Here is a 16,761-nt window from a genome sequence, read left to right as displayed (position 1 = left end):
CGCCCGATGGGCAAGGGGCGCGCGGCTTCTCGCTGTCAGCTCTTGTGGCAGCAGTTCTGGCAGGTGCCGAAGATCTCCATGGTGTGGCTGATATCGGTGAACCCGTGCTCGGTGGCGATCGAGTCCGCCCAGGCCTCCACGGTCGGCCCCTCCACCTCGACGGTCCGGCCGCACTGGCGGCAGACCAGGTGATGGTGGTGCCCGGTGGAGCACTGCCGGTACACCGATTCGCCGGTGTCGGTGCGCAGCACGTCGACCATCCCGGCGTCGGCCAGCGACTGCAGGGTGCGGTACACCGTGGTCAGCCCGATGCCCTCACCGCGCTTGCGAAGTTCGTCGTGCAGCTCCTGTGCGGAGCGGAATTCGTCGATGTCCGCGAGCAGGGCGGCGATGGCACTGCGCTGACGGGTGCTGCGGACCCCCACGGTCTTCTCGCTTGTTCCCACGGATCACCCTTCCTCGGCGTGTGCGACCGCGTCGATGACTATGTGCGCGAGATGTTCGTCGACCAGTTCGTAGATGACCTCGCGGCCGGTGCGTTCACCGCGCACCACCCCGGCGGACTTGAGGATGCGCAGGTGCTGGCTGATCAGCGGCTGGGTCACTCCGAGGGTATCGACCAGTTCGTGCACGCAGCGCGGTGACTCGCGGAGCTGGAGCACGATGGCAATGCGGACGGGCGCCGCCAGTGCGCGCAATAGTTCTCCGGCGGAGTCCAGAATGGTGCGCGACGGCACGGCCGGCGGCTGGGGAGACCGGTAGGGGTACGGGTCGTGGGGGATCGCGGCCGGGGTCTCCGTCGCGACGTGCGAGCGCCGCAGGGGCGCGCCGCTGTCCGTGGTCATCGAACCAACTCCTTATTGGAAACCGATGCCATTCTTATATGCACGTGTACGCATGTCAAACGCGACACGGTGTTAAACCCGTAGCACACGGCAGATAGTCTGGACCGAATCCTTTGCAATCTTCCGGACACGGATGGAGAACTGTTCAGTGGCACCCAAGTCGAAGGTGGACACCGTCGCCAATCTCGCCAAGCGTCGGGGTCTCGTGTACCCGAGCGGTGAGATTTACGGCGGAACGAGGTCGGCCTGGGACTACGGTCCGCTGGGCGTCGAGCTCAAGGAGAACATCAAGCGGCAGTGGTGGCGGTCCATGGTGACCAGCCGTGACGACGTGGTCGGCCTGGACTCGTCGATCATCCTGCCGCGTCCGGTGTGGGTGGCCTCGGGCCACGTCGCGGTGTTCAACGACCCGCTGGTGGAATGCCTCAACTGCCACAAGCGGCACCGGCAGGACCACCTGCAGGAGGCGTACGCCGAGAAGAACAAGATCGACAACCCGGACTCGGTGTCCATGGAACTCGTCGTGTGCCCCGACTGCGGCACCGTGGGCAAGTGGACCGAGCCCAAGGACTTCAACATGATGCTGAAGACCTACCTGGGCCCGGTCGAGTCCGAAGAAGGCATGCACTACCTGCGCCCGGAGACCGCGCAGGGCATCTTCGTGAACTACAAGAACGTCGAGACCACCGCGCGCAAGAAGCCGCCGTTCGGCATCGCGCAGATCGGTAAGTCGTTCCGCAACGAGATCACCCCGGGCAACTTCATCTTCCGTACCCGCGAGTTCGAGCAGATGGAGATGGAGTTCTTCGTCAAGCCGGGCGAGGACGAGCAGTGGCACCAGTACTGGATCGACACCCGCCTGGCCTGGTACACCGACCTGGGCATCGACCCGGAGAACCTGCGGCTGTTCGAGCACCCGAAGGACAAGCTCTCGCACTACTCCACCCGCACGGTGGACATCGAGTACCGCTTCCGCTTCCAGGGCTCCGAGTGGGGTGAGCTCGAGGGCGTCGCCAACCGTACCGACTTCGACCTGAAGACCCATTCCGAGCATTCCGGCACGGATCTGAGCTTCTTCGATCAGAACACCAATGAGCGCTTCATCCCGTTCGTGATCGAGCCGGCGGCCGGTCTGACCCGCTCGCTGATGGCCTTCCTGGTCGACGCGTACCACGAGGAGCAGGTGCCGACGGCCAAGGGCACCATGGAGACTCGCACCACCCTGCGCCTGGACCCGCGCCTGGCGCCCGTCAAGGCGGCTGTCCTGCCGTTGTCGCGGAATGCGGACCTGTCGCCGAAGGCCAAGGACCTGGCCGCGCAGCTGCGCCGGAACTGGAACGTGGACTTCGACGACGCCGGGGCGATCGGCCGTCGCTACCGCCGTCAGGACGAGATCGGCACCCCGTTCTGCATCACGGTCGACTTCGACACGCTGGAGGACCAGGCCGTCACCGTGCGTGAGCGGGACTCGATGGCTCAGCAGCGCATCGCTCTCGACCAGGTGGAGGGCTACCTGGCGGCGCGCCTCATCGGCGCCTGACCCCAGGTTCACAGGAAAGACCGGTCAATGCCTGACCGGTCTTTTCTTTATTCATTGCCCCCGAAATTCGGGGCGGTGTCACGAAATTGGGTAACCGACTACTCACGTTAACGGCCCATGACCGGAGCACTATTTAAGGATGTGGGCAACGGCGCATCTCTGCCGTAGCTCGATCATCCGAGGTGAGTCATGAGCGAGCGTGTTATCGGCCCCCGCTCGGGGCTGCAATGGGTCTCATTGGGGGACACCGGATCATCGTGCCCTGCCGCCCGATCCACGGTGGCGGCATTTCGATCATGGGCCGACTCCTATCTGACCCAACCCAGTGACGAACTGGGCCGCGACGGACCGGTCTGCCCGTATGTACGACCGGCCATGCGGCGAGATCTGATGTGGCTGGCGCAGGTTCGAGCGGCGGAGCCGCGCCCGACGTGGGTGCGCGCGATCATTCGTGACGCGCTGGAGGCCTATTCCGGACTGCCCACGGGGAACGGCAGTTCCACCTCCGTGCTGCGCGCATTGATCACCGTATTCCCGAATTTGACGGATTGTTCGCTGATCGATGAGATCCACGATGAATTCAAGAGCAAATTCGTGGAACGCGGCATCATGCTCGGTCAGTTCTATCCGGGCTGTGACCAGGCGGGCCTGTGGAACAAGGATTTTCGGCCGCTGGACGCACCGATGCCGATGTTGGTGGTGCGCAGCATGATGACGACCGATTTTCCGTTCCTGCTCGACAGACCGGAGTGGGCCGACGCCTTCGTGCGCAAGTTCGCGCCGGGGCTGCCCGCGCACGTGCGCTCGGTCATGGTGGAGCGCTTGACATCTCATCCGGCCTTCGTGCCCGCCTACGAGGTGGGCGCCGTCGACGACGCATCCTTCTCGGCCAGCAGTTAGGTAGTGGTTTATGACGCGTGAGATCGCGGCGGATCGGACCGCCACCGTCTTCCCGCTCTCCCCGGCTCAGCTGGGGATGTTCTATGCGCAGCAACTGGATCCGGCGGTGCCGCTGTCGGAGGCCCAGTACATCGAGATGCACGGACCGCTGGATATCGCGGTGCTGCGGCTCGTGGGTGCGCAGGCAGCGCGGGAATTCGGTTCCGGTGTCCTTCGATTCGTCGAGATCGAGGATCGGCCGTATCAGGTGGTCGATACCGAACTGGACGCGACGGTCGGCTTCCTGGACTTCCAGGACCGACCGGACCCGGTTGCGGACGCGTTGGAGTGGATGCGCGCGGATGTGGCGGCGCCGATCGAGCTGTTCGGCGCACAGGCTGGGATATCCACCGTGATCCGGGTCGGTGAGTCCCATCACCTGTGGTACACCAGAGCACACCACCTCCTCATCGATGGATTCGGCTCGATGACCACGCTGTATCGGGTCGCCGAGCTGTACAACGCCGCGGTGCGCGGGCAAACGGCGCCTCCCGGCACCGCGGCCTCGCTGCTGGACGTGCACGAGTCGGAGATGGCGTACCGGGAATCGAGCCGGTACGCCACCGACGAGCGCTACTGGCGCGAGGTCACCGCGGGCATGCCCGACCGGTGCAGCCTGGTCGGGGCCACCGCGCCCGCGAGCGCGCTGGCCCGCGAGGCGCGCGCCCAGCTGGGGGAGCGGACGGCCGAGCGGCTGGCGAGCGCGGCCCGCCGTTTCGACACCAGTGCGGCGGGCGTGGTGATGGCCGCGGTCGCGCTGTACTACGCCCGGCTCACGGCCACCGAGGACGTCGTCCTGAGCCTGCCCGTATCCGGCCGCACCACCGCGGTGCTACGGCGTTCCGGCGGCATGATCGCCAATGTGGTGCCGCTGCGGGTTCCGGTGCCGCGCGCGGGACGGGTGGGGGATGTCCTGGATGCCGTGCGGGTGGCGGCGTCGGGGGCCTTGCGGCATCAGCGCTTCCGCCACGAGGACATGCGGGACGAGGGCGACCGGGACGAGTTCGGGCGCGGCATGACCGGGCCGGTCATCAACATCATGATGTTCCCGGCCGGGATCGACTTCGAGGGCGTGGAGTCGAGCCTGCACGTGGTCACCTCGGGCCCGATCGAGGACCTGTTCGTCAACTTCTACCAGCACGGTGCGGACGCGCCGATCCATGTCGACTTCGCCGCGAATCCGCGCCTGTACGACGAGGATTCGCTGAACCGGCATCACCGGCGATTCCTCGCCGTGCTCGATTCGCTGCTGGAGGCGGAGGCCGGAACACCGGTCGCGGCACTGGATTACACGGTGGCGGACGAGCAGCCGGTGCTGGCGGGCGCGCACGGGCCGGCGGCGCCGCAGCCGCGGCTACTGCCGGAGATCCTGGCGGACGGCCTGCGCCGCGCCGGACCCGAGACGGTCGCCGTCATGGGCCGCGACCGGCGGCTGACCTACGGCGAGCTGGACGCGCTGTCGAATCGGCTGGCGCGCCGGATCATACGGGCGGGCGCGATGCGAGCGGGCGCTGCCGACTCCGGTTCCGGGATACCGGAAGCCGCGGCCGTCGGACCGGAATCGACCGTGCTGCTGGCGCTTCCCCGTTCGATCGAGGCGATGGTCGCGCTGTGGGCGGTGGCCAAGACCGGCGCGGCGTTCGTGCCGCTGGGTACCGCGCTGCCCGCCGACCGCGTGGCGCGCATTGCCGCCGACGCGGGCGCGAGGATCGGCCTGAGCCTCGCGGAAACGACTGCCGCGCTCCCGGATTCGGTCCACTGGATCACCCTCGACGACCTGCTCGACGAGGACGTGGCGCCGGCCGATCCGCCGCTCACCGCCGAGGAGGTGCGGGGGCGGCCGCGGGCCGGCAATCCGGCGTACGTGGTGTTCACCTCCGGATCGACCGGGGTGCCCAAGGGTGTGGCGGTAACCCATGCCGGATTGGCCGGGCTGGCCGCGGCGATCGTGGCGGCGTACCGGGTCGCGCCCGGTGCGCGGGTCCTGCAGTGCCTGAACCCGAGTTTCGATGCGTCGGTGCTGGAATGGCTGATGGCGTTCGCATCGGGCACGACCCTGGTGGTGGCCGAATCGGATCCGGTGGTGGGCGCCGAATTGGCCGGGCTGGTCCGGGATTTCGGCATCACCCAGGTGTGTTCGACACCCGCGGTGCTGTCCACGCTGGAGCCGGACGCGCTCGACGGGGTGCGGGCGGTGTCGTCGGGCGGGGAGCCGACGCCGCCGGATATCGTGGCGCGCTTCGGGATCGGGCGGGAGCTGCTGAATTCGTACGGTCCCAGCGAGACCACGGTGGCCGTCACCTACACCCGGGGGCTGGTGCCGGGCGTGAATGCCGGGCTCGGCGACCCCATTCCGGGCGCCGGGATGCTGGTGCTGGATCGCTGGCTGCGGCCGGTGCCGATCGGGGTGGCCGGGGAGCTGTACGTGACCGGGCCGGGGGTGGCGCGCGGGTACGTCGGCCGTCCCGGGGTGACCGCCGAGAGTTTCGTGCCCGCCCCCTCGGGTCCGGCCGGGGCCCGCATGTACCGCACCGGAGATCTGGTGCGCTGGACCGAGAGCGGCGTACTCGAGTACGTGGGTCGCAGCGACTTCCAGGTGAAGCTGCGCGGTATGCGGATCGAGCTGGGTGAGATCGACGCCGTGCTCAACGCGCACTCGTCGGTGGAGATCGCGGTCACGGTGGCGCGGCCCGGTCCCGGCGGCGGCACCGTGCTGGCGGCGTATGTCGTACCGCACGCCGGTCAGGTGATCACCGAGCCCGAGCTGCTCGACCACGCCACCCACCGCCTGCCGCCGTACATGGTGCCCGCGACCGTCACGGTGCTGGGCGCGTTGCCGCTCACCGCCAATGGCAAGGTGGATCGCCGGGCGCTGCCGGAACCTGTCGTGGCGCAATCGATGTCCGCTCGCGCGCCCGCCACCGCCACCGAACGCCTGCTCTGCGTCCTGTTCGCGGAGGTTCTCGGGACCGAGACCGGTCCGGACACCTCGTTCTTCGCCCTGGGCGGCGATTCCATCATGGCGATCACGCTGGTGTCGCGCGCTCGCGCCGCGGGCCTGGTCTTCTCCGCCCGTGAGGTTTTCGAGCACCGCACCCCGGCCGCCCTGGCGGCCGTGGTCACCCGGCTGGAGGACCGTCCGCAGCGGCTGCCCGAACTGGCGGGCGGTGGCGTCGGCCGCCTGCCGCTGACGCCGATCGCGGCCTGGCTGCTCGGCCGTCCCGGCTGGCGGCATTTCGCCCAGTCGATGGTGGTCCAGGTGCCGGCCGGGATCGAACTCCCGGTGCTGCTGCGCGCCGTCCAGGCGCTGCTCGACCGCCACGATGTGCTTCGCGCCCGCCTGGTCGACACCGACGACGGGCTCCGGTTGGACGTTCCGCCGGCCGATGACATCGAGGCGGCGACGCTGCTGACACACTTCGAGTGGACGGCGGCCGACGTATCCGGGGCGGCGGTCGACCGAGCGCTGACCGATGCCGCCGGTCGGTTGGATCCGCGTGCGGGTGTGATGATCGCACTGAACTGGCTGGACGCCGGTCCGGCGCGGCCGGGCCGGTTGGCGATCGCGGTGCACCACCTGGCCTGTGACGCGGTCTCGTGGCGAATCCTGCTGCCCGACTTGATGTCCGCCTGGACGCAGGCCGCGGCGGGGACGAAGCCCGAGCTGCGGGAGACTGGCACCTCGCTGCGCACCTGGGCGTATGCGCTGGAGGCGCTGGCGTCACCGGACATCCCGAGCACGCCGGCCGATGGTTCGGCCGCTGTCGAATCGCCCTGGCCGGTCAGCGAACTCGGGTACTGGCGTGACGTACTGGCCCCGGATGCCCTGATCGGGCGGCGCCGGCTGGACGTGGCGGTGGACACCCATCGGACCGCCCGGCGGATCGATATCGAGGTGCCGGCCGAGGTGTCGGCGGCGCTGATCGCCCGGCTCGCGGGCACCTACCGCTGCGGCGTCGAGGACGCGCTGCTGGCGGCCCTGGCGCTGGCGCTGGGGCGCTGGCGGGACGGGCAGGATGCGGCCGCCGCAGGCACCGTGGTCACGGTCGAGCGGCACGGCCGCGACGAGGCCGCGGTGCCCGGGGCGGACCTGTCGCGGACGGTCGGCTGGTTCACCACACAGGTGCCGGTGCGGCTGGGGCCCGTTGCCGTGGACGGAGATTCGCGCGCGGCCGACGTGGACCGCGCGTTGAAGACGGTCAAGGAACAGCTGCGGGCCGTGCCGCGCGGCGGCTTCGGCTACGGGCTGCTGCGCTACCTGAACACACCGACGGCCCCGGACCTCGCGGCACTGCCGGATCCGCAGCTCGGATTCAACTACCTCGGGCAGATTCCGGAGCTCGCCGCAGGCGATTGGCTGCCGGTCGCGATGGGGGACCGGCTGGGCGGGCACGCGGATCCGGATATGCCGCTGGCGGCGGTCATCTCGGTGGATGCGGTCATGCTCGAGTCGGGGAGCGGGCCGCGGCTGCGGGCGGTGTGGCAGTTCGCCGGCCACGCGGTCGCGGCCGGTGACGTGGAAGCGCTGGCGCGGGAATGGCTTTCGGTCGTCGGTGAGATCGCCGAGCTGGTGCGGCGACCCGACGCCGGTGGCCTCACCCCCGCCGATCTGCCGCTGCTGACCGTCGCGCAGCCGGAGATCGAGTCATGGGAGCGGGCGTTCGGCCGCCTGGCCGATGCCTGGCCGCTGACGCCGCTGCAGCGCGGCCTGCTCTTCCAGGCGCAACTGGCCGCGGGCGGCCCGGACGGCTACTCGGTGCAGGCGATCATCGATGTCGAGGCCGACCTCGATCGCGACCGGCTGACGGCCGCCGCCGAGGCGCTGGTCCGCCGCCACGATGTGCTGCGTGCCGGGTTCCTGGCCTCGGACACCGGTGCGGTGCAGGTGATTCCGGCCGAGGTCGCCGTGCCGTGCGCCTATCGCGAGGCGATCGGCGCCACGCCGGAGGAGCTCGACGAGATCGCGGCGGCCGAACTGCGCGAGCCGTTCTCGGTCGATCACCCGCCCCTGATCCGGTTCCTGTGCATCGAGGCGGGGGAGCGGCGCTACCGGCTGGTCATCACCAACCACCACCTGATCCTCGACGGCTGGTCCATGCCGATGCTGTTCGCGGAGCTGATCGCCCTCTACGAAACCTCCGGCGACGACACCGGATTCGCGACCCCGGCCCCCTTCCGCACGCACCTGGAGTGGCTGGCCACCCGCGACGGCAACCTGGCCCGGGAAGCCTGGGCGCAGTCCCTGTCCGGCCTCGACGGCCCGACCCTGATCACCCCGACCGCGCCGCGCGCCGACGCCGCGACCGCCCCGGTCGCCCACGAGGTGCCCCTGCCTGACGGCCTCCCGGACGCCCTGCGCCGCACGGCCGCGGCCTGCCAGGTCACCGTCAACACCCTGGTGCAGGTGGCCTGGGCGCTGCTGCTGGCCGAGCAGACCGGCGGCTCCGACATCGTCTTCGGCGCCACGGTGTCCGGCCGCCCGCCGGAACTGGCCGGCGCCGAGCGCATGGTCGGCATGCTGGTCAACACCGTCCCGGTCCGTATCGCCCTGGACCCGGCCGAATCGATCGCCGACCTGCTCACCCGCGTGCAGCGCGAGCAGGCCGCCCTGGCCGACCACCAGCATCTGGGCCTCGACGAGATCCAGGCCGCCACCGGCCTGGGCCCGCTCTTCGATACCGCCACCGTCTTCGAGTCCTACCCGGTGGACGCCGCGACCCTCACCGCCGCCACCCGCCAGGCCGACCTCACCGTCACGTCCCTGCGCGCCCAGGACGGCACCCACTACCCCCTCTCGCTGGCCGCCTACGCCAACAACGGCCTCCGCCTCGAACTGACCCGCTCCCCACGCTATTTCGACGCCTCCCAAGCCGATGCGCTGGCGGCGGCGCTGTCCCGCTTGCTGACCGACCTGACCGGCGACTCGCGCCGCCGCGCCGCCGGGCTGCGGGGCACGGACCCCGGCGCGCGGGTCTCGACCCGACCCGGGGCCGAGTCCCGCGAGGCGCAGCTGCTCCCGGATCTCCTGTCCGCCACCGGATACCCGGATACACCGGCGATCGTCAGCGCAGCCTCACCGGCCGGCAGCGCCGCCGAGCTGACCTACGCCGAGCTGGCGGCCGCGTCGAATCGGTTGGCTCGTAGGCTGATCGAAGCCGGCGCCGGGCCCGAGCGCGCGGTGCTGGTGGCTCTGCCGCGGTCGGTGATGTCGATGGTCGCGGTGTGGGCCGTGGCGAAGACCGGGGCGGCGTTCGTGCCGGTGGATGTCACGCAGCCGGCGGCGCGGACGAGCGCCATCGCCTCGGAATGCGGTGCGGTGCTGGGGATCACCTCGGATCAGGTGACGGATCTGCCCGGCGACGTGGCATGGCTGCGGCTGGACAGCGACGAGTTGGTCGCCGAATGCGCGGCGTGGTCCGCCGAGCCGGTCACCGATGCCGACCGGCTCGCGCCCCTGCGCCCGGAGCATGCGGCCTACGTGGTGTTCACCTCCGGGTCCACGGGCACGCCCAAGGGTGTCGTGGTCTCGCACACCGGGCTGGCCAATATGGCGGCGGCCATGGCGGAACGCGGTGGCATCGATCGCGATTCGCGCGTGATGCACTGCCTCAACCCGGCTTTCGACGCGGCCATGCTGGTGTGGATGTCCGCGTTCGCCGCCGGAGCGACGCTGGTCGTCGCACCGCCGGAGGCGAGTGCGGGTGCGGAGCTGGCGGCCGTCATCCGCGCGGGCGCTGCCACCCACCTGACGTGTACGCCGAGCGTGCTCGCGACCCTCGATGCCGCGGACCTGCACGGCGTGCGGACGGTCGTCATGGGTGGCGAACCCTGCCCGCCCGCGCTGGTGACACGCCTGGGCCAGGGTCGCGCGTTCGTGAATTCCTATGGCCCGGCCGAGACCACGATCGCCGCGAGCTTCGGCGACCCGATGACGGCCGGCACCTCGACCCTGCTGGGCGACCCGGTGCCGGGGACGACCCTGCTCGTGCTGGACGCCTGGCTGCGCCCGGTACCGCTGGGCGCGGTCGGCGAACTGTATGTGCGCGGTGCGGGGCTGGCGCGTGGCTATGCCGGTCGCGCAGCGCTTTCCGCGAGCCGGTTCGTCGCCGACCCGTTCACCGCCGGGCAGCGCATGTACCGCACCGGCGACCTGATGCGCTGCACCGCGGACGGTTTCGAGTACGCCGGTCGCAGCGACTTCCAGGTGAAGATCCGCGGCATCCGGGTGGAGCCGGGCGAGGTCGACGCCGTCCTGCTGACGCATCCGGGCATCGAGGCCGCGGTGACCGTCGCCCGGCGCAATCCCGCCGGCGCGATGACGCTGTGCTCGTATGTCGCACTGTCGGATCCGGCCTCGGTGCCGGAACTGCTGGCCTGGGCTTCCGGCCGGCTGCCGCGCTACCTGATGCCCGCCACCCTGCAGGTGCTGCCGGAGCTGCCGCTGACGGCGAGCGGCAAGGTGGACCTGCGCGCCCTGCCCGAACCCCAACTGGTACAGGCCGAATACGTCGTCCCGGCCGGCGCCGAGGTGGCCATCGCCGAGACCTACGCCGAGGTACTGGGACTGGATCGCGTCGGTGCCCGCGACGACTTCTTCGCGCTCGGCGGCGATTCGCTCATCGCGACCCGCGTCGCCGCCCGTCTCACCGCGCATCTGGGCCGCACCGTCCCGGTCCGCCTGCTCTTCGAGGCCCCGGTGGTCGCCGACCTGGCCGTGCGGCTGTCGGCCGCCGAGACCGACACCGCCGCACCCGCTCTCACCCGGACCGAGCGCCCCGACCTGGTCCCGCTCTCCCCGGCCCAGCAGCGCATGTGGTTCGTCAACCGCTACGACCCGGCCTCCCCGGCCTACAACGTGCCGGTGGCGCTGCGTCTTTCGGGCCATCTCGACCAGGACGCCCTGCGCGCCGCGCTGCGGGATGTGCTGACCCGCCACGAGACGCTGCGCACGGTCTACCCCGATATCGACGGTGTCGGCATGCAGCGGGTGCTCCCCGCCGAGGACGTCCCGCTCGACCTCGACCCGGTGCCGGTGCCCCTCGACCGGCTACCCGAGGTCGTCGCGGACACCATCGGCCGCGGGTTCGACGTCACCTCGGCGATTCCGCTCCGGGTCCGGGTGTTCGTGGTCGACGACCGCGAAATCAGCTCGGCCGCAGCCAGTTACGGCCCGCGAGCCACGACGGACGGCCAGTTCGAAGAGCATGTGGTCGTGCTGGTCGCACATCACATCGCGACGGACGGTTTCTCGATGGCCCCGCTGACCCGCGATGTGGCCGCCGCCTATGCGGTGCGGGCCGCCGGGCAGGCGCCGGCGTGGGAGCCGCTGCCGGTCCAGTACGCGGATTACACGCTGTGGCAGCGGGATCGGCTCGGCTCCGAGGCGGACCCGGACTCGCTGGCGGCCCGGCAGCTCGAATACTGGTCGGACGCCCTCGCCGGGGTGCCGGATCACCTGGGGCTGCCGACGGATCGGCCGCGTCCGGCCCGCGCCTCGCATCGGGCGGCCGAATGCACCGCCCGCGTGGACCAGGATCTGACGGCCGCGATCGACCGCTGCGCCCGCGCGCATCGGGCGACCCCGTTCATGGTGGTGCACGCCGCACTGGCCGTGCTGCTGTCCCGCCTCAGCGGCACCACGGACGTGGTGGTCGGCACCCCGGTCGCGGGGCGCGGCGTGCGCGAACTCGACGACCTGGTCGGCATGTTCGTGAACACCCTGGTATTGCGCACCGGTGTCCGCCCGGAGGAGGGTTTCGCCGCGCTGCTCGATCGGGTGCGGGATACCGATCTCGCCGCCTTCGAACACGCGGACGTGCCGTTCGAGCGGCTCGTGGAGGTGCTGGCCCCGGCCCGGTCGGAGTCGCGGCACCCGCTCGTCCAGGTCATGCTGGTGTTCCAGAACCTGGCCATGCCGGAGCTCCAGCTGCCCGGGCTGACTGTGTCCCCGCTCGAATTGCCGCAGACCAACAGCCGTTTCGACCTGAGTCTCACGGTCATCGGCGACGCCGACGGCATGGAACTGCGGTGCTGCTACGCCACCGACCTCTTCGATGCGTCGACCATGGCGGACTTCACCGGCCGGCTGGTGCGCCTACTGGCCGAGATCACGGCCGAACCCGCCCGCCCGATCGGGGACCTCGACCTGCTCACCGCCGCGGAGCACGAGCGACTGTACGCGGCCGCCGAACCCGTCGCGTCCCCGCGTGCGCTGGCCGACCTCATGGCCGACGCGGTCGCGGCCAACCCGGACGGCCTCGCCGTCATCTGCGGGGACCGCCGGCTCACCTACCGTGAGCTCGACGCCCGGGCCGAGCAGCTGGCGCGGCGGCTGACCGCGGCCGGCGCCGGACCGGAAACACTGGTGGCCGTGGGCATCCCGCGGTCCATCGAATCGGTGCTGGCGGTCTGGGCCGTCGCGCGGGCCGGGGCGGCCTTCGTCCCGGTGGATCCGGCCTATCCGCCGGATCGGATCGCCCGGATCATCGACGTTTCGGGGGTATGTCTCGGTCTCACCGTGCGCGCGCAGTGGGACCGACTTCCGGGCACGGTGGAATGGTGGTGCCTGGACGACCGTGACGCGGAGGAGTATCCGGTCGCGGTTCGTGAAATCAGCAGGAACACAGCCCATCCGGCGTACGTCATCTTCACCTCGGGATCGACGGGCGCACCGAAGGGGGTTGTGGTCTCCCACGCGGGTCTGGCGAATCTCGCTGCCGCGCAGCGGGACCGGGACGCACTCACCTCGGAATCCCGGGTCCTGCACGTGGCGTCGCCGAGTTTCGACGCCTCCGTCGTGGAACTGCTGATGGCGGTGGGCGCGGCCGCCACCCTGGTGATCGCGCCCCCCACCGTCTTCGCCGGACCCGAGCTCGGCGAACTGCTGTCACGCGAACGGGTTTCGCACATCGCGCTCACGCCCTCGGCGCTGTCGACCGTGGATCCGTCCGGCCTGGACGATCTGCGCCTGATCGTCACCGGCGGCGAACCCTGCCCGCCGGAACTGGTGGCCGCGTGGGCGGCCGAGGGCCGCAACCACTTCAACGACTACGGGCCGACCGAGGCCACGGTGACGGCCGCTGGCGCGCCCGTGCGTCCCGGTGCGCCGATCACCATCGGCCGGGCCGCACCCGGCATGCGGGCCCTCGTCCTCGACGACCGGCTGCGCCCGGTCCCGGACGGCGTGGTCGGCGAACTGTACCTCGCGGGAATCGGCTTGGCGCGTGGCTATTTCGACCGCTACGACCTGACCGCCACCCGGTTCGTGGCCGACCCGCACGGCCCGGCCGGCCGGCGCATGTACCGCACCGGCGACCTGGTGCGACAACGCGACGGGAACCTGGAGTACCTGGGCCGCACCGATACCCAGGTCAAACTGCGCGGCCTGCGCATCGAGCTGGGCGATGTCGAGGCGGCGCTGACCGCGGAGCCCACGGTCGCGCGCGCGGTCGCGGTGGTCCGCGACGACGGGCGCGGCGGCATGCTCGCCGCCTACGTGGTCGCCGCGGCTGGCACGGAACCCGCACCGGTGGCTCTGAAGAAGGCGGCCGCGCAACGACTCCCGTCCTACATGGTGCCGTCTGCCATCACGGTGCTGCCCGACCTGCCGCGCACCGCCAACGGCAAACTGGACCTCGACGCCTTGCCCGCACCGCGGCTGGTGGCCGGGGAACAGCGACCGCCCGAGGGACCCGTCGAGACGGCGGTGGCGGCGGCCTACGCCGAGGTCCTCGGCGTCGACCAGGTCTGGCGTGACGACGATTTCTTCGCCCTCGGCGGCAATTCGCTCATCGCCACCCGGGTGGTGGCGCGGCTCGGCGCGGCGCTCGACACGGCCGTCCCGGTGCGCGCCCTGTTCGACGCCCCGACGGTGGGCGAGCTGGCGGCGCTGGTCGCCTCCGGTGGCGCGTCGGATCGTCCGCGCCCGGGACCGCGCCCACGCCCGGAGCGCATCCCGTTGTCGGCGGCACAGCAGCGCATGTGGTTCCTCAACCGCTACGACCCCGCCTCGCCGCTCTACAACATCCCGGGAGCGTTCGAAATCACCGGCGCACTGGATATTTCGGCGCTGCGTGAGGCGCTCGACGATGTCATCGCCCGGCACGAGACACTGCGCACCATCTACCCGGTCGGGCCGGACGGGCGTCCGTACCAGCAGATCCTGCCCGCGACAGCGGGTTCGCTGCCGATCACCGAACTCGAGGTGGCGGAGGCGGACATCGCGGCGGCCCTGATCACCCAGCTGTCCCGCGGCTTCGACATCACTCGCGAGACGCCGCTGCGGGTCTGCGTGCTCCGCGTCGCGCCGGACCGTACGGTGCTGGCCATGGCCGTGCACCACATCGCGGCGGACGGCTGGTCCATGGCCCCGCTGGCCCGGGATGTCATGTACGCCTTCGTCGCTCGCTCGGCCGGGGTGGCGCCCGAGTGGATTCCGCTCCCGCTGCAATACGCCGACTACGCGCTGTGGCAGCACGAGCTGCTCGGCTCCGACCGCGATCCCGACAGCCTGGCCAGCCATCAGCTGGAGTTCTGGCGTACCACCCTGGCCGGTGTGCCCGAGGTCCATGCGCTGCCCACCGACCGCCCGCGCCCGGAGGCTCCCTCCGGGTCCGGCGACCGCATCGAATTCACCATTCCCGCAACGGTTCACGACCGCATCCAGGTACTCGCCCGCAACCACGGCGCCAGCCCGTTCATGGTGGTGCACACCGCGCTGGCGGTCCTGCTGGCGCGGCTGTCCGGCCGCACCGACATCGCGATCGGCTCGGTGGTCGCGGGCCGCGGTGACGGCGAATTCGACGACCTGGTCGGCATGTTCGTCAATACCGTGGTGCTGCGCTCGCAGCTCGATCCCGCCGCCGGCTTCGCCGACACCCTCGACGCCGTGCGGCAGGCCGACCTCGCCGTCTACGGCAATATGGACCTGCCGTTCGAGCGGCTGGTGGAGGCGCTGGCCCCAGCCCGCTCCACCGCGCACCACCCGCTGTTCCAGGTGCTGCTCGCCTTCCAGAACCTGCAGACCGAGGCAACCACGCTGCCCGGCTTGGAGATTCGACCCCTGGATGCGCCCGCACCCGGATCCAAGTTCGATCTGGAATGGATGCTCGCCGAGCAGTTCGGGGCGGCGGGGGAACCGGCGGGCATCACCGCCTCCCTCACCTTCACCACCGACCTGTTCGACCGCGGTACCGCCGCCACCATGGTCGACGGCTTCCTCGCACTGCTGGACGCGGCGACCGCCGCCCCGATGGGGGCGATCGGCACACTCGCTGTGACGTCGGCCGACGGAACCCCGCTGCCCGCGCTCGCCGTGCATCCCCAGGACGAAGCCACCGCCGTGGTGAATCCGCAGCCCGCTCCGGCCCACCGGGCCTACCGCGCCCCGCGGACCGACGCCGAACGCATCCTCGTCGACGCCTTCGTAACCGTGCTGGAATCCCCGCGAATCGGCGTGGACGACAACTTCTTCGATATCGGCGGCAACTCCATGGGCGCGGTCCGCCTGGTCACCCTGGTGCGCGAACACACCGGCATCCCCATGCCCCTGCAGTGGATGTTCCTCGACCCGACGCCCGCCGCGCTGGCGGAGCGCCTGGTCGAGGCCGCCGACCAGCCGGGGGTGGACGCGTCCATGCGGGTGCTGCTGCCGATGCGCCCGCAGGGCGACGCGCCGGCCCTGTTCTGCGTGCACCCGGCCATCGGACTGGCCTGGTGCTATGGCGGACTGGTGCAGTACATCGACGGTGACCGCCCGATCTACGGTATCCAGTCGCCCGGCGTCACCGACGGCGGCACCGCCGACCGCACCGTGCGCGAACTGGCCGTCCGGTACGTCGAGGAGATCCTCCACGTCCAGCCCGAGGGCCCGTACCACCTGCTCGGGTACTCGGCGGGCGGGCCGCTGGCGCACGCCATGGCCGTCGAACTGCGCCGCCGCGGTGCGGAGGTGCCGTCCCTGGTCATGATCGACGCGCGCGCCGACGTCGCGGTGCGCGACGACAGCGCCCTCCCGCCCCTGTCGATGCTGCTGGCCGAATTCGGTGGCATCGACATCCCGCCGGAGCTCGAGCACCTCACGCCCGCCCAGGCGGCCGATCTGCTGGCCGCGTCCGGAATCACCTTCACCGCAACCGATCTGGAGAACTTCTACAGCGATCTGCAACACCTGCTGCGCCAGATCACGGCCCACGAGCACGAGGTCTTCGACGGCGACCTGCTCTTCTTCGCCGCCGCCCGCAACCCGGACCCCATCCCGAACGTCACCACCTGGCGGCCGTATATCGGCGGCAGCATCGAGGATCGGCCGCTCCCGTACCGCCACAACGAGATGATCACCGCCGAGGCACTGGCCGTCATCGGACCCCTCGTGGACGCCTACCTGCGCCGGTGATGCCGGGCAAAGGGTGCGATCTCACGCCGCCGCTGGGGAAGAAT

5 protein-coding genes are annotated in these 16,761 nt (G+C 70.8%); 3 read left to right on the top strand and 2 right to left on the bottom strand.

The features are described from left to right. Positions 1-35: 35 nt before the first annotated feature. Positions 36-446, bottom strand: a complete 411-nt coding sequence (locus ACFXKA_RS15125; RefSeq protein ID WP_354835448.1) for a Fur family transcriptional regulator — start codon at positions 444-446, stop codon at positions 36-38. 3 nt (positions 447-449) lie between these two features. Further along, entirely contained in the window at positions 450-845 is a 396-nt protein-coding gene (locus ACFXKA_RS15120) for a metalloregulator ArsR/SmtB family transcription factor (RefSeq protein WP_040861788.1), read from the bottom strand. A 148-nt stretch (positions 846-993) separates the two neighbouring features. On the opposite strand from ACFXKA_RS15120, the gene ACFXKA_RS15115 reads away from it, so the two are divergent. The 3 genes from ACFXKA_RS15115 (at position 994) to ACFXKA_RS15105 (ending at position 16,717) form a co-directional block, all read left to right on the top strand. Then, on the top strand, positions 994-2,385 hold the full coding sequence (locus ACFXKA_RS15115; protein ID WP_354835445.1) for a glycine--tRNA ligase: 1,392 nt from the start codon (positions 994-996) through the stop codon (positions 2,383-2,385). Between the two features lie 189 nt (positions 2,386-2,574). Next, the gene (locus ACFXKA_RS15110; RefSeq protein WP_379427640.1) at positions 2,575-3,285 is read left to right on the top strand and encodes a DUF6875 domain-containing protein; all 711 of its coding nucleotides are present in this window, start codon (positions 2,575-2,577) and stop codon (positions 3,283-3,285) included. 10 nt (positions 3,286-3,295) lie between these two features. Then, the gene (locus ACFXKA_RS15105) at positions 3,296-16,717 is read left to right on the top strand and encodes an amino acid adenylation domain-containing protein (RefSeq protein ID WP_379427639.1); all 13,422 of its coding nucleotides are present in this window, start codon (positions 3,296-3,298) and stop codon (positions 16,715-16,717) included. The last annotated feature ends 44 nt before the right edge of the window (positions 16,718-16,761 follow it).

Origin of the sequence: Nocardia sp. NPDC059228 (assembly GCF_042754245.1) — a bacterium.
Lineage (GTDB): Bacteria > Actinomycetota > Actinomycetes > Mycobacteriales > Mycobacteriaceae > Nocardia.
The sequence above is the reverse complement of the archived record's forward strand: the minus strand, read 5'-3'. Positions and strand labels throughout refer to the sequence as shown.

Coding starts and splice junctions, on each gene's coding strand:
- ACFXKA_RS15110 (WP_379427640.1), top strand. CDS start 2,575: ATGAGCGAGCGTGTTATCGGCCCCCGCTCGGGGCTGCAATGGGTCTCA.
- ACFXKA_RS15105 (WP_379427639.1), top strand. CDS start 3,296: ATGACGCGTGAGATCGCGGCGGATCGGACCGCCACCGTCTTCCCGCTC.
- ACFXKA_RS15120 (WP_040861788.1), bottom strand. CDS start 845: ATGACCACGGACAGCGGCGCGCCCCTGCGGCGCTCGCACGTCGCGACG.